Raw genomic sequence first — 18,938 nt, forward strand, 5'->3', positions numbered from 1 at the left:
CTCTAACGTCAAACAGAAGACTAACTCTTTAGGGGAAACTTTAGGAAAGCACATGAATTACAAAACTGGTGTTGGTATAGGTTATATACACTTCTTCTCCAAAGATGTCGGATTTGTAAAAGACAAAAGAGAAGTTGCAATAAATCTTCATTTAAGAATTGGTTATAGGTTTTAACTAGATATCATACTTAACAAAGAGGCCGCCTAGAAATTACTTTCTAGACGACCTTCTTTTATTAGGATAAGTTAGAGGAAAGGAAGGGCAAATACGAAATTCTTAGAATTTTGAAAAATTTTATAGCTACTTTGTTCTTTTAATGTTTTTCAAAACTTATTCGTTGACTAATTCAAATAATTTAACCTGAGTTCGATTTTATTGTTTTGGCTTGAATACCACTTCATACGATTTTCCTCCATCAAGCACATGTTTTACAATGTTTTGTATATCTTTTTTTGATATTTTATTTACAATGTTTTCAAAGTTTTTAGGGTCATTCATATTTTCGTTATATCGAAAGTATTCTGTAAGTACCTGCATATCATACCCATTTCTATCTTTTGCTTGTTCACGTTCTTTTATAAAGTTTTTTCTTACTTTATTTAAATCCTCTTCTTTAATATTTCCATTGGCTATTTTTTGTAGTTCTGCATTCACAACATCCACTAATTTATCTGCCATATCTGGGTTGCAATCAAATCTAAACGATATATTAACTTGCGATCTTGGCTCTCTAGAAAAACTAGCATTTGCTCTTGGACTATACGCACCGCCTTCTGCTTCTCTTACCGTTTCGGTTATTCTTAATTGAAGAATATCTCCTAAAGCGTCGGTATAAATAGCATTACTTTTTGTGTATAACATCTCTTTGTTATAAGCTATATTTATAGTTGCCTTAGGGTCTTCCATGGCTAAATAAATTTGCTTATCTATATTATTTGAGACCCATTCTGCTTTATTATCTTTAAATGTTTCTTTTGTCTTTTTAGTGTTTAAACTCGCTATGTAAGTTTCTAAAAGAGGGGTTAATTGATTTTCTTTAACATCGCCTACAATAAAAAACTCAAAGTCTGAAGCATCTGCAAAACGGTCTTTATATATAGTTTTTATTTTTTCAAATGAGATATCGTTCGCGTAATCTTGGTTAAAAATGCGTTCTTTAGGGTTATTTTTACCATAAAGAGTTACCGTTAAACTATCTCTCATCTTTTCTCCAATATTATTACTTCTTCTAATAATATAATTATCTATATTACTTTCGAGAACTTTAAAGGCTTGTTCGTCAAAACGTGGTTTCTCAAAATACATATATACCATTTGTAACATGGTTTCTACATCTTTTGTATTTGATGACCCTGAAAGGCTTTCTGTAATATCTCCAAAATTAATATTTACATTAGCCGTTTTTCCTGCTAAAACCTTATCTAAATCTGTGGCATTGAATTCGCCCAGTCCCGACCTGTTTATTAAACCGTTAACTAATTCGGCCGAAGGTAAGTCTTCATCACTTAATAATGATGCTCCACCATAACTCAAAGCTCTTAAGGATACTTTATCCTTTTCTTTATCTACAAATTTATAATGTACTTTAATGCCATTATGTAAAAGATAGGTAGTAGCACCTGTTTCTTTATTTAAAGTCGTTTTTTCAATATTTCCTGCCTTAATACTTAAACCTGATATTAATGTTTTTCCTGCTGTTGATTCGCTATAGGGTTTAATTTCAGAATTGTTCTCTACCGATGCTATAATTTGTTTTGCAACGTCTTCTGCTAAATTTTCTTGAGATGCAACTCCTGTAATATTTAACGTTCTGTTATTTTTAGAATACAATCGTTTAATAGTTTCATGAAATTCTTCTTTAGTAATTCCTTTAAATATTTGCACAGCAGCCTCATATTCCTTTTCTATATCTGCAATGCTTTCATTTTCTAAATAATTTCTTTGAATACCCCCAAGAATTCTTCTATGACTTGCATCTTCTTTTTTTGTTATTCGATTTTCATATGAATTTTTTAACTCAACAATTTCTCTATCAATTTCAGATTGCGTAAAACCAAACTTTACAGCTCTTATAACTTCTGTTAATGCTTGAGAAAATGCTTCCTTTTGTTGGTTTGGTTTAGGTGATACTCCTAATCCGAAAGTATTTGAGGTTCTTGATATACTGCTATAATACACTCCTGCATTTAAAAAAGTGGTTTCTGGTTTTTGAGCTTGTTCAGAAATCCTAGTATTTAACATACTGGTTACCATAGATTCTAATAAAGAACGTTTTAAATGGGCAATCGTATTTATATCTACAGGTTTTTTATGACGAACACCAAAGCGAATACTTGCTGTAGAAATCTCTGGATCCATACCTAAACTGTAAAGCATCTCGTCATTATTGGGAATATCAACAACAAAACGTTTTCTAGGGTTTTTAACAGCTTGAATTTTTGAGAATTTTTCTATGATTTTTTGTTCAATGTCTTGAACATCCACATCGCCAATAATAGCGATTGCTTGTAAATCTGTTCTATACCAATCATGATAAAAATCACGAAGCGCCTTATATTCAAAATTTTCTACAACAGACATTAAGCCTATAGGTAATCTATTCGCGTATTTTGAATGATTATAGACTATGGGCATCGATGTTTTGTATAATCGCGTTCTCCCATTTTGTCGTGTACGCCATTCTTCTTTTATAACGCCACGCTCAGCATCAATCTCTTCTTCTGTTAACAATAGGTAATTTGACCAATCATTTAATACTGTTAAACAAGTATCTACTAAACCATCTTTTGTTGGAATATGACTCAAGTTATAGACCGTTTCATCAAATGAGGTATAGGCGTTTATATCTTTTCCAAAAACGGCTCCATGTTCTTGCAATGTATTTAATAAGCTTTTTCCTGGGAAATTTTTAGTCCCATTAAATGCCATATGTTCTAAAAAGTGAGCCAAGCCTTGCTGGTCGTCATCCTCTAGAATCGACCCTACATTTTGAATAATATAATAACTCGCTGCATCCTTTACAACGTCTGTGCTCTTAATATAATAGGTTAATCCATTTGATAATACGCCTTTTTTTATACTAGTATCTTCTACTAAAGGTTGGTTTAAATCTAAAACCTGACCAGTTGCCAAATAACTGTATGTTAATGTGAGAAATAATGTTAGAAAATGTTTCATCTGTTTTTTGTTTATTGCTTTTTTGTTAGAAATTTAATTGTAATAAAATTGTATTGACCAAGTATTTACCCGCTATAGTAAGCAAATAACTCTTTTAGTTTTTTGAGATATAATTCTTCTTTATATATGATACGTCTTCCATTCTTTTCCAATCTGTTGGCCTTTCGAAATTTTGGCCAGATTTTAAAATCAAGGCATTGGGGTAGTTATCTTTTATATATTTCCACTTAACATCTTGCCATTTACTTTTATCCATTTCTAAAAGTTTGACATCTTTAAGCGATCCAGATACAGCTTTGCCTATAAGCGGCCACCATAAGCTTTCTGTTTCTCTATCCCATAGCACAAAACCATCAAGACCATTCCAAACGTCTTTGTCAAAATATGTATATCCGCTTACAGCAAATGTTAGTTCTTCATTTCCATAATTTCGTTCATAAATAGCACCTAAATCTGCCAAAATACAATAGGCTGCCATGATTGGTTGGCCATCTAATACATCATTTACAACTTCGTGGCGCGTAAGATCTTTAACTGCGTATGCTTTGGCTTCTTTTCCTGAGTATGCAAGTAAAAACCTAGTGCTATCTGCCCAGATTTGGTTGGCTTCTTTAACAGATATGAATTCTGGTTTTAACAACGCTGGAAAACTTTCTCGACCAAGACCATAGTGAAATTGTTCGTCTTTTAGTGAACACCCGGTAATATCGAAATGCTGATTTTCCTTTTCTCCTCCGTAAAGCATTTTCCTGCCGTCAATTTCAAAGAATTTACCTCTATTAATAGCAAGTAATCGATCCTTTTTTATAATTTCCTTCTTTTCATCTGTTTTTCCAGTGTCTTTTTTTTCAGGCTCACCGGAATTTACAGATTTGCATGTCACAAAAAATGTTATTGAAATTAATAGAAGATATGTTTTCATATTTTTTAAGTTTTTAAAATAAGGATGACCGCACACCAAAAAAATGAGTTAACAAGGAAAGTGTACAACCTTATCTCTTATGCAGTAATGCTTAAAAAAAGTGATTCCCCCTTATTAAAGAAATGTTAAATATTAAGTTTTTTAAACAAAGCGATCAAGTCTGGATTTGAAGGTCGTGGAGCATTCCATGATACAATATTTCCTTTTGGATCTAACAAGATGAAACGTGGTATACTGTTAATTTTATAGCTTTTACTATAATTAGAAAAAAAGCGAGAGAAAAGACACATACCATCCTATTTCTACTTTTTGGTACAAATAGAAAGCTTATAAGTGTATTGGCTTAGGATGACTGTATAACTAAAAAAGAAATTTAAAAGGGCTATTTAAAAAATAGCCCTTCTTCCCCTTTAGCTAACTCAAATATAATCCATCTAAAACAAAATTTAAAGAAAGGGTATAAGTTTATCACTTGTGTTCCTTATGTAGTTAGAGCTTAAAAGAAATGTTAAATATTAAGTTCATCTAATAAAACAATCAAATCTGGATCTGAAGGTCTCGTAGCATTGCTTGATACAATCTTTCCCTCTGGATCGATTATTATAAAACGTGGTATACTATTAATTTCATAGGCTGCAATAAAGTCACTATTAAAATCTTTATCTGCAATCAATTGAACTCCGCTGAACCCTTCATCTGTCACCATTTTTCTCCAAGCATCACGTTTTTCTTTACTATCGATAGAAATACTTACAAATTCTAGGTTTTTTCCATGGTATTTTTTTTCGACTTCTTGAAGGAAAGGAACCTCTTGTAAACATGGTCCACACCATGTTGCCCAAATATCAATATATATGTACTTCCCTTTAAAATCACTTAAAGAAGTTGTGCCTCCTGCATGATTGACATAATTCTCAAAAATCGGTGAAGTTGCTCCTGCACTCAGTCTTTTTAGGCCCTTATACTTTTTGGTCATTATTTCGTTATTCTCTTCTGAAGTAGAAACAGCCATGTAAGCATTATAATACTCATCTATATTATCTGTATAACCTATGTGATACGGGGCTGCTGACATTAATATATCATTTTTTATATGGTCATTAGGAATGGCTCCATATACTTTCAATACATCAAAGTATCTTTCTTTTCCTGCTGCTACTGATATTTCTGCTGCTGATTCAGCTTTCTTTTCATAGTGCTTAAGAACCAATCTACGGTAAGAACCTATAAGTTTATAGAGCTCCTCATTATGAAAATCTACACCTTCAAATTGCTTGACAAAATCTGCTGAAACTTTAAAATCAGATTGTTTAGTATATCTTCGGTGAAAATCCTCATAGTAAGTTAAATTTAAAAGGTTGTAGTAATACAACTCCTTACGCTCTCTTTCAACAAATTCTTTAGGAATATTTGGAAAGCTATCTAAATAGTTAACATGACCCTTATGAAGCATTTTTTGCTTAGCAATAAAATCTGATTCGTTTAATGAATAAAATTCAGAATGACTTCCTCTTAGCTTATCCATGTTATCTTTTTTAGACAATAAATAATTAGAAGCATCAGAATTAGGCCCAGTTAATTTTGCAGTGTTTCTGAATTTCTCCACAATAGCCGTCAAATTATATTCACCTCCATTAATTAAATATAATTCTGCAGAATTTCTGCCTCCATCACCAAAAGCGTAATATCCTGTTCCAGTCGTTATGGTATCTGAAGAGAAGGTGCCATCTTCTGCTAGTTTAACAATAGTGAGATCGGCTCCACTCTTTCTTTTATATAGTCTAAACTCTTTTTCTGAGGCACCTGAAATGGTACCACTAAGCAAAATATAATCTTTTTTGGGGGTTGACTGACAAGACACTAAAAACAATGCTGAAAGTAAAACTATTATAGTATTTTTCATGAATTTTTTTTATTAAAATAATAACGTATAAAATTTGTTAAATGTTGAAGTAATAATTTAAAGAAGATATATAAGCTCATCAATATTTTTATTTTGTATTCGTCATATAGTATGGTTTAAAAGAAATGGTTTCCCTTATCAAAGACATGTTAAATATTAAGTTCTTTACACGCCAATATCCATAGGGATAAAACGGATAATAAAATTATTTTTTTCATTTCTTTTTAATAATAAATGTTCTGGATATTGTTTTAATATATTTTATGAATTGCCTTTTCTAAAAAAGTAAGTGTCTTATTATTAAAAACCAACTACATAATTTTATAGGTAATTTTAATTATTGTTTACAGGGTGAATAACTAAACTCACCCTGTAAACAATGCGTTAAGTAGGGAAACTTAACTAGGTTAATCAATTTGCCTTTATTGTTGAATACGGATACCGTCTAAGCAAAATGTTTGAGGGTAAATCATATTGCCAGCTCCATCAACATAGGATGATGACATTCTAAACAATACACGATCTACTTGTCCTAAAGAAGTTAAATCTATAGGAACCCAATCATTTAAAACAAAATCAAAATTGGGGTTTTCTGGATCTCCTCCAGGTGTTGTTGCTAAATAGGCATCTACAGTTCCAGTAACGTTTCCATTTAAAGAGCCTTCTATCTCCAATTTAACAAAAGCGCCATCTACATTATCTACTACCGAATGTGAAAATAAACTTATTGCTTCAACCCCTCCTGGAGCTGGCAGGAAAAATCTTCCTCCCCGGTCTTCGTTCGGGATATTTGGATTGAATATTGGCCCCCCATTAATATCAAATATTTCTGCATCAAAATCCAAAAAATCACCAGAAAATACTGATCCAAATTCTGTCAATAAATAATTATAGGTTGTATTTGATACTAGAATATGCTCAATCACCGCGGGTTGATTAAGTGTAAAAAAAGCATCTTCTGCAACTGCATTTCCAATCAAATAAGTTTCAGTTCTATTTGTTCTATTTGTATATACGCTAAATGCTGTTGAGTCGATAGCTTGCTGTTGTTCTGTTACCGATAGCCCTCCAGCAGGTTCATAATCTGGACTTAAACTCCAAGGATACGACCTCCAATTTCTATTTGATAAAGCAAATCCGCTATAAGATGTTCCTCCTGTACTAACTACATTAACCGTTATAGTACGAGATGCATTTTCACCTGCTGTAAACGGAGCAGTTGGAATTTCTGAACTAAATCTTGCTAATTCGATTTCATTAAAGTTGATGTCATCAGGAAAAGGGATTCTAATTTCATCATCATCGTCACAAGAAACTATTCCTACGAATGCTATCAATGCGACAAAAATTGCTTTTATATATTGTATAAATTTCATATTCTGTTCTTATGTTGTTATTATTCTAAGTCTACGTTTTGTATCATTAACTGGTTCCCGAATATTTCTGCATTAGGAATAGGGTAAGGGATACTATTAATTACCAAGGGAATACCAGAACTAGCTTTTATTGTTTCAATCCAGGGGTCACCATTTGGAGCGTCAAATCTTAACGCTGCATAAAACTCATTACCGTTTTCAAGAAATGTCTCAAAGATGTACTCAAAAAAGATAGCATCCATTAATTCTTGTTGAGTAGTCGGATTTAGACTTGGCAATACTGGATTCGTTCTAATAGATCGCATAGTATTTATTGGCGCTATTGCTTCTGCAATAGAAGCTCCTGTTCTAGCCAATAATTCTGATCTCATGATATACAATTCTGGAAATCTAAAATAGTAGGTATTAAATTTTAAATCGAACTGTCCTATTGTCGGAGAAAAACGGGTAAGTTTAATCCATGTATATGTTTCAAAAAATGACTCTCCAGTAACTATAGACCATCTTGGATCTGCTCTAAACAAATCATCTCCAAAGCGCAAACCTGCTGTTAATTCGTCTGCTGGGATGGGATCGAACGGGTTTATTTCCTGTCCAAAACGTACAGGAATTTCGAATTCATACTCAAAAGGAATATCATCACTAGTCTCACCATTACCGTCTAAGAAACCTACGAATAAATTCTCTTCAGAATCCCAAGAATCTTGATACACCTCGGCAAGGTCTCCTTGCATAGCAAAACCAGCTGGAGGATTATTTAAAACATCATTTACTAAAGCAAGTGATTCGTTTAATTGATCCATATTATCATTAAACCCACCTCGTCTAAGCAACGCTTTTGCCTTAATAATCTTGGCAAATTCCTTGGAAAGAAACCTATTATCAGTAAAATTATTTAAATGCGTTATGGCAAAGTCTAAATCTTCAAAAATTTTCGCATAACTTTCGCCAACATTAAGTCTTGCTTGTTCTAGATTATCAAGGTCAGCTACTTCTTCACGATATAAAACACCATAGGGATTTATATCATCATCAGAAAACCAATGCCCAAAGTTCCAGAAAATATTCATATGAGCCCAAGCACGCCAGCATCTTGCCTCAGCTAATAGTGCATTATATTCCTCTACACCATCAAATACATCAGGCCCTAAATCTGTAATCCCTTTCATAGCGAAATTTGCTGCATTTACGATTCTGTAAAAATCTATCCAATAGAACTCTCCCACTGATGTTGGATTAGTTTGTGTAGACGACATTTCAAAGTCTCCCTCATTCCAGTCTATAAAACCAGACTGTGATGCTTTAGAAGTATAGTGTCCTGCGCTCCATCCTCCAGAAGCATCCTCTCTAACAGCGTAAATTCCATTCACTGCTGTTCGTGCTTCTGTAGGAGTAGTAATTGTATTACCTTCAGTCAGAATAAAATCTGGTTCTCTGTCTAGAAAGCTATCAGAGGAACAGGAACTCGCTCCAAAGACTAAGATTATTAAAGCTGTATAAATTATATTTTTCATATTTATCGTAGTTTTTTATTATAAAGTAACTCTAATACCAAGATTATACCCCTGCGTCTGTGGAAAAGTACTAACATCAACACCAAGTCCAGTCCCTAATTGGGTACTAGTAAAGTTTCCTTGTGGATCTATCCCTGGATAATTTGTAATAGTAAATAGGTTTGTTCCTTGTAGGGTGATATCAATACCTGAAATTGTTCTATTTTTAAAAACTTTTTTCGGTATTGAATACCCGATAGATACTTGACTTAAACGCAGATACGAAGCATCAAACAAATACGCATCAGAAAATAACGAATTTACTGAGCTAAATAAGGTTATCCTTGGAAACTGAGCATCTCGAACATCATCTACTACTCCAGCGCTCTGCCCAACAATACTATTAGATTGATTTTCAAACGCAACACCTCCACCAGATCTAAAAGCATCTTCCCATAGCCTTTTATGACCATATGCATAAACAAAAGTGGCATTGATTCTGAAACCTTTATGGCTATACCCTAAACCAAAACCTCCAAATCCATCGGGCGTTGCTGATCCTATATTTACGCGATCTTCATCTGTAATCTCACCATCACCATTTTGATCTAAATAAATTATATCACCTTTAGTTTCTTCTCCTCTACTATGTCGAATTAATCCTACGCCTCCATCTTCAGTTCTAGGTCTATAAGAAGCAGCATCTTCAGCTGAATCGAAAAACCTTCCGGCTGTTTGAAACCCCCACCACTCATCGACTGAACCACCTTCGACCAATCTCTGAAAAGGCTCAGAGAAATCTGGAAAAAACAGTTCATTAGTAGTTCCATTAATTTTTGTGACTTTAGTGTCATTGGTAGCCCAATTAAAGTTAAAGGTCAAACGATGATTTTCTGTACGAATAATATCATAATTAAAGGAGATTTCGTAACCGTCATTATCTAATGAACCGATGTTAGTAGGCACTTCAGTAAAGGAAGAACTTGTAGCTATATTTGTACTAAAAAGAGCTTCCCTACTTTGTTTTTTATATTTTCCAAGAGTTCCAGATACACGGCCATTAAATAATGAAAAATCAATCCCCAAATCTAATAGGTCTGTCTCTTCCCACTGTAAGTTTCTATTCCCTATAGAATTTGGTATTAAACCAGGAGCTCCATTATAAGTAGTACCTGCAAATGTAGAAAGGTGATCAAAATTCCCTATATCTTGTCCTCCGGTTGTACCAAAAGATGCTCTTAACTTTAAAAAAGGCACATATTTTTGCATTTTATCTGACTGCATAAATTTTTCGCCAGAAACTACCCATGCTATTGCTCCAGAAGGGAAATAACCCCAACGTCTGTTGGCTCCAAAACGAGAAGAACCATCGCGACGAATTGTACCAGAGACTATATAACGCTTATCGAATTGGTACTGCCCTCTTGCAAACTGAGAAATTAAGGCATTATCCGATTCACTTTCGTTTATAAAATCGATAAAAGAGGCAGATCCAAAACCATCTAGAACCTCATTATCAGGAAAACCATTTCCTTGTATATTTAATTGATATCTATTACTTCGCTCAAAAGTATATCCTAATAAACCCGTTACATCGTGTTTTTCATTAAATATTTTTTTATAGCTTAATGTGTTTTCCCATATGTTTGAAGATGTTGTGCTTAAGTTCGTTTGTTTCAAACCTTCTTCCTCAACTTGAAGACTTCCTCTTTTTTTAAAAACAACACTTTCGGTATCGACGTAATTGTTGGAAAATGCTGTTCTAAATAGGAAGTCTTTTAAAAACTTAACTTCTAAATAAGCTGTCCCTTGAAAAATCACATTTTCACTTAAATTATCGTTTTCCAAATCCAATAAAGGATTTTGTGTAAATCCGTCATCTCCTAGAAATAAAGTGCCATCAGGATTATATGCTGGGAAATCTGGACGCGTTGTTTTTAGATTATTTACTAATGCATCCTTATTATCGGCTTCTCTAGTTGAGCCACTTAAATTCAACCCAAATTTTAAGTTTTTACTAAATTTAGTGTCAAAATTAATTCGACCACTATATCTTTCACTAAACCCAGTTTTAACGACACCTTCAGTTTTATTATAACTAAAAGATGTGAAATAAGATGTATTCTCTGAACCTCCTCTCGCAGAGAAAGAATGAGTTGTTGTAATAGGAGATTGTGTTAAAAGATCTAACCAATTAGGAACTTGACTTTCCGTATTAAATGCATCAGGTAGTAAAGCAAAAGTAGATTGTCCATCAAATTCACTTGTATTTAGCTCAAAAAAAGCAGCTCTATCTAGGATGAAACGGCTAAAACCAGGATTACCCCTGGCTAAAACATCTTCATTGGACACATTTGTTAAAAAATCGACATATTCGTCTCTCTCCAAATAATCAAAATCATTCCAATCAGCAACTGAAATGCCAACGTTGGTTGATATTTCAAAAACAGGCTTACTATTATAGGAACCTTTTTTTGTTGTTACAAGAACGACTCCGTTTGTTGCTCTAGATCCATATATTGCAGTAGCTGATGCATCTTTTAAAATATCAATACTCTGTATATCATCTAAATTTAGATTATAGAAGATGTTATTGGCATCACCCTCAAGTAGACCAAAAATGTTACCGTCATCAGATTGGGCATATTGTGGAACACCGTCGATAACCCACAATGGTTGATTAGTACCACTAAGTGAAGACCCGCCACGTATAATAACACTTATAGGAGAGGTTGGCGATGCCGACTGAATCTGTACACTAACTCCCGCAGCCTTACCCTGTATTAAACTTTCTGCAGTAGCCCCCAATGGTGCAGTTTTTATTGCTCCTGCGCTTATACTAGAAATTGTACCCGTTACATCTCTTACTTTAGAAGTTCCATATCCTATTACCACAACTTCATCAAGCCCTGATAAATCTGGAATCAAGGTCACATCTATATCGGTTCTAGAATCAACAACAATTTCTTGGGTTTTATATCCTAGATAACTAAAGATTAAAACAGTGCTTTTTACATCTGCATCTCTTAGATTAAGCGAATATTTACCATCAAAATCTGTTGAGGTTCCTGTTTTTGCTCCTTTTATAATAACATTCACACCTGGTAACGGTTCTCCTTTATCACTAACCACGGTTCCTCTAATAATGTGTTGTATCGTTTGTGGAATGGTGTTCTGTATAGGAACCTTTATTTTAATCACAATAGTTTTATCTGCCGAAAAGCTATAGACAAACTCTTCTTGTGGCAAGGTTTTTTCTAAAAGCTTGTTTGCTTTAATCGTTCCCTTTTTCAATAAAACTTTAGGATAGTTTTCAAATAAATCAGACCTGTAAATGAAGGTATAATTCGTTTGATCTTTTATTATTTTAAATACCTTATCAATAGTAACCCATTGGTCTTGATTGATAATTACTTTTTCTTGAGAGAACGACGGTTTAGGTGCTAAACTGAAAACTGTCGTGCATAATAACAAAATAATTATTCTCATAATCATAAAGGGTAACCGCTTTCCAGGAATGGAACGGAGTTTAATTAATTTAATTTTCATAAATTTGTATTGGTTAGTTAAACATTAATTAATCAATTTATAACGGGATATTACTGGCTGTGAGATGTTAAGTTTTATCCCTTTTTTTTACTCTATTATTAAATTTCTATCATTAAAAGTATAAATCATATTATTAGTATTTTGAATGGTTTCTAGTATTTTTAGTATGGATTGCTGCTTATTCAAGACACCTGTAAATTCAATATTTTTCATTTCATTATTAGTAATAATAATATCGACATCATACCAACGTGATAAAACTTTCATAATATCTTTTAGTGGTTTATTATTAAAGCTAAACAAACCGTTTCGCCAAGATATTTCTTCTTCTACTTCAATAGGGTATATATCAAAATCTCCTGTACTATGGGATAATTTCGACTGCTGGCCTGGACTTAATAATTTTTTATGGTTTTTATTACTTATCGAAATACTACCTTCAACTAAGGTGGTAAAAACCTCTGTTTCGTCTCGGTAAGCTTTTATATTAAACGCTGTTCCTAAAACTGTGATATTTTGTTTCTCTGTTTTTAAGGCAAATGCATCTCCATTATGTTCATTACTTTTGGAAACCTCAAAATACGCTTCTCCATAAACTAACTCTACTTCTCTTACTTTGCCACCAACAAAACTCACCGGATACTTTAGCTGTGAATCTGAGTTTAACCAAACTTCAGTACCATCGGATAGTATAGCATGGTACTGCCCACCTCTAGGGATGGTCAAATAGTTATACTCAACGATTTCAGTCTTGTTTTTTCCGGTTTTATATACGATTTCTGTACCATCACCAATTATTTCCTCATCTTGATAAACCGCTTCGTTGTCTAAAACCACTTTCGCCCCATTAGCAAGTGTAAGTGTAGCTTTGTTCGTGCCGGGTTTAATGGAAACACTATTATTTTTATTTTGGTCGTCAGATAAGTTGTTCTTATTTAAAAAGAAATACCCAGAGGTAGCGAATATTAGAATAGCGGCAGCATATTTAATAAATTTTGTTCTGTAAAAAGGAACAACCTTGCTCGCGGACTTTTCGGTATCGATTTTATGCTTAACATTGCGATAAGCCCTATCCACATCATTCTTCAATGTTGCCAAATTCAAATCGTGATAATCCTTAATGTAGCTTTCAAATTCAGATTGATTCTCAGGTTTATCCAACCATTTACAAAGTGCTTCAAGCTCTTTTTCTGTAATTCTATTTGTTATATATTTTATTATATACTTTTTCAAAATATTTTGATTATTTAACCGTATTTTTATACTATTGCTTATGAATTCAATAAAACCCCTAAAAAAATTTAATCTTTTTTTTGTATTTATAAGATTTCCTTATGAATGAGTTAGAAGTTATTAAAAGATTTAGAGCTGGAGAAGAAAGTGCATTTAGATATCTATTTAATCTATATTATGATAGATTAGTCGCTTATATAGCTATGTATACTCATGATAAAATGAGTTCGGAAGATATTGTACAACAGGCTTTTATTGATTTGTGGAATGATAGAAATAAATTAGACGAACTAAAGTCTCCAAAAAACTATTTATATGCTATAGCTTATAATAGATTTATTGATAGTGTTAATAAAAATAAACGCCAGAATAAATTATTAGATCAAGTTTACGAAAGAGCTTTACGAGATAGGATAAATGGAGATACTGAACAATTAGAGAAACGCATAGAAAAAATGAACCATATTATAGAATCTTTACCTCCAAAGTGTAAAGAGATTATAATAATGAACAAGATGCAGGGCTTTAAATATAAAGAAATTGCAGAAATCATGAATATTTCTATAAAAACAGTTGAAGCTCAAATGGGGATAGCATATAAGAAAATACGCAAAGGTTTTGAAAAAGATAAACTTACACTATTTTTTTTAAGGTTAGTTAAACCGGTTAAAAACCTCGACCAGCCCCAATAAGATGATATAATATCCATTACAACTTGACACCTTTTTTAGTTTAGGTACTGCCCAATTCCTCAAGAGACAATACTACGTTGTATTAATTACCAAAAAACTCCTAATTTCTCAAAACTTCTTTTTTGCAATTTTTACGGTCTGATATGATTTTTAATAATGAACTCATCTTAATTCATATGTTACTTCGTATAATCATCAATTTCATCGTATGCTTCAACTGATATTCGCTTTCCAAGTTCATGCATCGATTGCATATGGGTGCGATTTTTATTAAGCCAAAAAACTCTCCAATCTTCAAAAGAATCCCACCTTGCTATAGTTTTTATTTCCTTACTGTTTTGAATATTTCGCAACATAAAACTACCTCTAGCCCCACGTACATTTTTATGAATTTCATTTGTCGTAGCCTTCCAGGTTTCAATAAAAAGTTCAATCTTTTCTGGCTCGACATGCCATATATAAATTACTCGTATCATCATTAATTAGGTATTATTAGGATGCATTATAATACAAACAAAACTACACCTTTTAATATTTTGACCCCAATTTAGGATACTTTTAGATGAGTAAAAAAACAATTAACACTTAAATCTTTGATTTAATAAATGATGAAATGTTTAATTTTTAAAAATAACCGAAGTATATATCTATCAAAGAGTACTGGACATTAAAAAGAGAAACTATTCTATTGAAATAAAAGAAGACAAACATGGCCAAACGGACTACATTTATAGCCCCCAATTATCCTTAGAAGCTTGGCTCCAAATTACAAGAAAACTAACCATTGCAGATGTCATTTTAAATTAGCTGATACACTCTATATAAAAGAGGAATGAATTAAGAAAAAATATCAAATCTAAACCACAAGTGTAAACCGTGGTCATAATCTAAATTTTGGCACTTGTATTTCAACTTGAGAACATGAAGTTTCAAAAATAAGAACGGATGTTTTTTTTAGATTAAAGCGAGGTGAATTTATCACATTGCTGATGGTAAGAATAAAAAAGAGCGACTTAAATTATCAAAGATTGAAAAATCTATGTTTTTTGTAATAATTCTACTGTTTTTGCGATTAATATAAATATATACTGCAAAAAGATTTTTTGTACCTTCAATTTTTAATTTAAATTGAGACAATTACTTTAAGAGTTTAAAGTTGAAATGAAAAAAATCCCTATAAGAAAAATAAAACCTCCCTATTCAGGATCCAATTTTTCTGAAAATTTTTGGATAAAAAGCCTTGCGGATATCCTCAATGGAAAACCACTTATAGAATCACTTCATAGGCACGCTTACTACTTTATGTTAGCATTACAAAGGGGAAAAGGTAAGCATAATATAGACTTCAAATCTTTTGATATAGCCAATTATTCATTGTTTTTCTTGCGACCTGGTCAAGTACATCAACTTCAGTTAGACTCAAAAAGCAAGGGCTATTTAATCAACTTTAGTACTGATTTATATGCAACTCAGAACAAATCTGAAAAACTTTTTTTACAGAGGGCTAGTAGTCAAAATTTTTATCAATTAGAAGCCGACAGCTTTAATAAGTTGTATCCGTTATTGGATTATATTTTTAAGGAGTACATGTTGAAAGAAGAAGGATATCAAGAGGCCATAAAGGCTAATATGATTATTTTATTGACTCAACTGGTTCGTCATCGATCCAATGCACTATCAACTAACGGAACGCCCTATATGCAAGAGCGCCTTGAGGAATTCATGGAGCTTTTAGCAGAACATATTTACACCAAGAAAAAAGTGGTTCAATATGCCGATATGATGAATTTGTCGCAGTACCAATTGAACACCATTAGCAAAACTTCTTTAGGCGTTACTTGCTCAGAAATGATTAAAGAACATATCATATTAGAAGCAAAACGGAATCTCCTTGCCACTTCAAATCAAGTTAATCAAATAGCTTTTCATTTAGGATATGATGATGTTTCGCATTTCATCAGATTATTTAAAACACATACAGGATATACTCCCGATATGTTTCGGAACAAATTTAAATAAATCCCATCTATTTTGAATTTTATTCTATCTCCATAATGGGGATAGAAGCTAATTTTGAACAATTCAAAATAGCTTTTGCAAATGAATTGCAATAGCTCAAAAAAACAAATTAACATGAATATATTGTTTAAAGTAATTCTTACGGGGGTTGGAGCAACCTTGGCTATGGATGTTTGGGGTTATATCCTTAGTTTATTCCAAATAAAATCACTCAACTATGCTTTTGTGGGAAGATGGGTTGGTCATATGTTCAACGGGCAATTTTACCATGACAAAATTATGAATGCCACACCCATAAAAAATGAACTATTACTAGGTTGGATATCACATTACGCTATTGGAATAACCTTTGCTTTTTTAATGTTTGCTATTTATGGCAAAGCATGGTTTGATAAGCCAACTTTATTTCCAGCATTGGTAATTGGATTAGCCACCATTGTAGCTCCTTTTTTTATCATGCAACCAGCTTTTGGCTTTGGGGCAGCTTGCTCAAACCTGCCAAATCCAGATACTTTGCGCCTAAAAAGCTTTATGGCGCATTTTATTTATGGCATCGGTTTATATCTTTGTACGATACTTATAAAGTACACATTCAAAAATTAAATCAATATGAATATAGAAATTATTGAAAACGAAGGGGTTCAAATAGCTAAACTGTCATCCGACCAAGTTGAGATAAGGAATGCTCAAGATGCTATAGAGATATTAATGAACTGTCTATATAAAGGAGCTGAAAACATAATCGTAGCTAAAGAGAATTTGACACCCGATTTCTTTGAATTAAAAACAAAAGTAGCAGGTGAAATTTTACAGAAATTTTCGACTTACGATTCTAAAATTGCCATAGTTGGAGATTTTAATAATATAAAAAGTAAGAGCCTAAAGGATTTTATTTTTGAAAGCAATAAGCTCGGACAAGTAAATTTTGTTGGTTCTGTAGAAGAGGGAATTGAAAAACTGACTTCAAAAAGTTGACAGCTACAGCAACCAAGTAATTATACAAAGCTATAAACGTAATTGATAATTTCTGAACCAAAGAGTTCATTTTTCTTTCTGCCTTGCATTTCATACATAAACCGTTAAAAAAAACCTAAACCCGAATGAAATATAAAACGCTTATCTTAGGTTTTGATGGCACATAAACCGATACAAAAGAAAGTACATCAATTTGACCTGTAGCTATATTTCAGGAGGAGACAAAAAAATATATTACTAAAAAATGAACAATATAGACCTTGCAAAAAGCTACGATAACATTGCGAAAAAATGGAATGACGAAATGCTACAATCCGAGTACGGACTCTCGATGGTCGAAAAAGCTATTCAGTTTTGTTCATCAAAAGACAATGCCCTTGATGTTGGGTGCGGCAGCGGAGGCAGAATAATAAACAAAATTTTAGAAGCCAAATTTACTATAAAGGGAATTGACATTTCCCATAAAATGCTTGAACTCGCAAAAGCTCAGCATTCGAATGTTAATTTTGAACAAGCAGACATAGTCGAATGGGAAACAAATGAGAAATTTGACCTAATTGTGGCTTGGGATAGTATCTTTCATTTGCCCATTAAAAGCCATAAACCAGTGGTTGAAAAACTTTGCAACTTGCTCAAACCAAATGGAATTTTGTTATTCACTTTTGGCGATACAATTGACGAACATATTGACACTTGGCACAACGAAAAATTTTGTTACGGATCCGTTGGAATAACAGAAATTCTTCATATAATATCGAATTCTAGTTGTGAATGCAAACATTTGGAATTGGATCAATACCCTTCTAAACACGTAAGCATCATTGTAAAAAGGAATATTGAAACGAACTGATATATTTTAAGATTAGCATGCTCATAGTTAAATGAAGTGCCTTCGTACAAACACCTTGGATACCATCCAAATTAAGATGGCGTAGAGTAAAAAGCCAATTCCCAACATGAATCCAGTTTCACAGCCATTTGCTAGATTGTCAATACTTTGAAAAATCCAATGAGTAGGCAATATTCCAAAAACATGTTTAATACTCTCAGGAACAAAAAAGGCTGCTACAGGAATCAACACTAACATATTGAATGCTTTTATATATACCATGCCCTGCATCCTATTTTGTACAATTGAGTTTATTGCCATGGCATAAAGCGGTACCACAGCAGCGGCTAATAATGAAACAAGAATATTCACCAAAATACCAATTTCATAAAAAGGCTGCACGAATAACAATATCACATTTAACAATACGGTAAAGAAAAACGGAATCAAAAAACGAGAAATAAGGTACTCTGTTTTTGAAAAAGGTATAACACCATATACTTTTGCAACATCAGTTTCTTTCTCATCAATTAAAACCATTGAACTAACAAAACAATACAATTGAGTATTCTCAATTACCGCAATTATTAAAAATAGGGGGATATAGGGTTGCAAGAAATCATATTTTTCTACCAAAAAAGGAACTCCCCATATTATCAATACAAAAAGCACTATGGGTAGAAAGAAGAAAGATTTTAACGATGGATCCCTAAATACTATTTTAAAATCCGTTATCGCAAGGTTTATTATTTTTTTCATCCTTATAAAT

At 32.7% G+C, this 18,938-nt stretch carries 14 protein-coding genes; 5 read left to right on the forward strand and 9 right to left on the reverse strand.

The window, feature by feature from the left end; all coding sequences use genetic code 11:
- Positions 1 to 373: 373 nt before the first annotated feature.
- The 7 genes from Q4Q35_RS10600 to Q4Q35_RS10630 form a co-directional block, all read right to left on the reverse strand.
- Complete coding sequence (locus Q4Q35_RS10600) at positions 374 to 3,178, reverse strand: M16 family metallopeptidase (RefSeq protein WP_303277946.1); 2,805 nt, start codon at positions 3,176 to 3,178, stop codon at positions 374 to 376.
- Between the two features lie 94 nt (positions 3,179 to 3,272).
- Positions 3,273 to 4,100: a DUF3179 domain-containing (seleno)protein gene (locus tag Q4Q35_RS10605; protein WP_303277947.1), complete on the reverse strand. Its 828-nt coding sequence runs from the start codon at positions 4,098 to 4,100 to the stop codon at positions 3,273 to 3,275.
- Positions 4,101 to 4,608: 508 nt separating this feature from the next.
- Entirely contained in the window at positions 4,609 to 6,003 is a 1,395-nt protein-coding gene (locus Q4Q35_RS10610) for a TlpA family protein disulfide reductase (protein WP_303277948.1), read from the reverse strand.
- A 422-nt stretch (positions 6,004 to 6,425) separates the two neighbouring features.
- Entirely contained in the window at positions 6,426 to 7,379 is a 954-nt protein-coding gene (locus Q4Q35_RS10615; RefSeq protein ID WP_303277949.1) for a DUF4465 domain-containing protein, read from the reverse strand.
- A 20-nt stretch (positions 7,380 to 7,399) separates the two neighbouring features.
- Complete coding sequence (locus tag Q4Q35_RS10620; protein ID WP_303277950.1) at positions 7,400 to 8,893, reverse strand: RagB/SusD family nutrient uptake outer membrane protein; 1,494 nt, start codon at positions 8,891 to 8,893, stop codon at positions 7,400 to 7,402.
- Positions 8,894 to 8,911: 18 nt separating this feature from the next.
- The gene (locus Q4Q35_RS10625; RefSeq protein ID WP_303277951.1) at positions 8,912 to 12,421 is read right to left on the reverse strand and encodes a SusC/RagA family TonB-linked outer membrane protein; all 3,510 of its coding nucleotides are present in this window, start codon (positions 12,419 to 12,421) and stop codon (positions 8,912 to 8,914) included.
- 87 nt (positions 12,422 to 12,508) lie between these two features.
- Positions 12,509 to 13,654, reverse strand: a complete 1,146-nt coding sequence (locus tag Q4Q35_RS10630; RefSeq protein ID WP_303277952.1) for a FecR family protein — start codon at positions 13,652 to 13,654, stop codon at positions 12,509 to 12,511.
- A 101-nt stretch (positions 13,655 to 13,755) separates the two neighbouring features.
- On the opposite strand from Q4Q35_RS10630, the gene Q4Q35_RS10635 reads away from it, so the two are divergent.
- Positions 13,756 to 14,346, forward strand: coding sequence for an RNA polymerase sigma factor (locus tag Q4Q35_RS10635; RefSeq protein ID WP_303277953.1), 591 nt, complete (start codon positions 13,756 to 13,758; stop codon positions 14,344 to 14,346).
- Between the two features lie 179 nt (positions 14,347 to 14,525).
- Here Q4Q35_RS10635 and Q4Q35_RS10640 read toward each other — a convergent pair whose 3' ends face one another.
- A complete protein-coding gene (locus Q4Q35_RS10640) occupies positions 14,526 to 14,825 on the reverse strand; it encodes an antibiotic biosynthesis monooxygenase family protein (RefSeq protein ID WP_303277954.1) in 300 nt (99 codons plus the stop codon).
- A gap of 682 nt (positions 14,826 to 15,507) precedes the next feature.
- On the opposite strand from Q4Q35_RS10640, the gene Q4Q35_RS10650 reads away from it, so the two are divergent.
- The 4 genes from Q4Q35_RS10650 to Q4Q35_RS10665 all read left to right on the forward strand — a co-directional run bounded on the left by Q4Q35_RS10650 (position 15,508) and on the right by Q4Q35_RS10665 (position 18,190).
- Complete coding sequence (locus Q4Q35_RS10650; protein WP_303277955.1) at positions 15,508 to 16,365, forward strand: helix-turn-helix transcriptional regulator; 858 nt, start codon at positions 15,508 to 15,510, stop codon at positions 16,363 to 16,365.
- Positions 16,366 to 16,479: 114 nt separating this feature from the next.
- On the forward strand, positions 16,480 to 16,968 hold the full coding sequence (locus Q4Q35_RS10655) for a DUF2938 domain-containing protein (RefSeq protein ID WP_303277956.1): 489 nt from the start codon (positions 16,480 to 16,482) through the stop codon (positions 16,966 to 16,968).
- 6 nt (positions 16,969 to 16,974) lie between these two features.
- A complete protein-coding gene (locus Q4Q35_RS10660) occupies positions 16,975 to 17,340 on the forward strand; it encodes a DUF4180 domain-containing protein (protein WP_303277957.1) in 366 nt (121 codons plus the stop codon).
- A gap of 244 nt (positions 17,341 to 17,584) precedes the next feature.
- On the forward strand, positions 17,585 to 18,190 hold the full coding sequence (locus Q4Q35_RS10665; RefSeq protein ID WP_303277958.1) for a class I SAM-dependent methyltransferase: 606 nt from the start codon (positions 17,585 to 17,587) through the stop codon (positions 18,188 to 18,190).
- A gap of 27 nt (positions 18,191 to 18,217) precedes the next feature.
- Here Q4Q35_RS10665 and Q4Q35_RS10670 read toward each other — a convergent pair whose 3' ends face one another.
- Positions 18,218 to 18,928 (reverse strand): Rv2686c family ABC transporter permease subunit, encoded by a 711-nt coding sequence (locus tag Q4Q35_RS10670; RefSeq protein ID WP_303277959.1) that lies wholly within the window; start codon positions 18,926 to 18,928, stop codon positions 18,218 to 18,220.
- Between the last annotated feature and the right edge of the window lie 10 nt (positions 18,929 to 18,938).

Origin of the sequence: Flavivirga aquimarina (assembly GCF_030540835.1) — a bacterium.
Taxonomy (GTDB): Bacteria; Bacteroidota; Bacteroidia; order Flavobacteriales; family Flavobacteriaceae; genus Flavivirga; species Flavivirga aquimarina.

Coding starts and splice junctions, on each gene's coding strand:
- Q4Q35_RS10600 (WP_303277946.1), bottom strand. CDS start 3,178: ATGAAACATTTTCTAACATTATTTCTCACATTAACATACAGTTATTTG.
- Q4Q35_RS10605 (WP_303277947.1), bottom strand. CDS start 4,100: ATGAAAACATATCTTCTATTAATTTCAATAACATTTTTTGTGACATGC.
- Q4Q35_RS10610 (WP_303277948.1), bottom strand. CDS start 6,003: ATGAAAAATACTATAATAGTTTTACTTTCAGCATTGTTTTTAGTGTCT.
- Q4Q35_RS10615 (WP_303277949.1), bottom strand. CDS start 7,379: ATGAAATTTATACAATATATAAAAGCAATTTTTGTCGCATTGATAGCA.
- Q4Q35_RS10620 (WP_303277950.1), bottom strand. CDS start 8,893: ATGAAAAATATAATTTATACAGCTTTAATAATCTTAGTCTTTGGAGCG.
- Q4Q35_RS10625 (WP_303277951.1), bottom strand. CDS start 12,421: ATGAAAATTAAATTAATTAAACTCCGTTCCATTCCTGGAAAGCGGTTA.
- Q4Q35_RS10635 (WP_303277953.1), top strand. CDS start 13,756: ATGAATGAGTTAGAAGTTATTAAAAGATTTAGAGCTGGAGAAGAAAGT.
- Q4Q35_RS10640 (WP_303277954.1), bottom strand. CDS start 14,825: ATGATGATACGAGTAATTTATATATGGCATGTCGAGCCAGAAAAGATT.
- Q4Q35_RS10650 (WP_303277955.1), top strand. CDS start 15,508: ATGAAAAAAATCCCTATAAGAAAAATAAAACCTCCCTATTCAGGATCC.
- Q4Q35_RS10655 (WP_303277956.1), top strand. CDS start 16,480: ATGAATATATTGTTTAAAGTAATTCTTACGGGGGTTGGAGCAACCTTG.
- Q4Q35_RS10660 (WP_303277957.1), top strand. CDS start 16,975: ATGAATATAGAAATTATTGAAAACGAAGGGGTTCAAATAGCTAAACTG.
- Q4Q35_RS10665 (WP_303277958.1), top strand. CDS start 17,585: ATGAACAATATAGACCTTGCAAAAAGCTACGATAACATTGCGAAAAAA.
- Q4Q35_RS10670 (WP_303277959.1), bottom strand. CDS start 18,928: ATGAAAAAAATAATAAACCTTGCGATAACGGATTTTAAAATAGTATTT.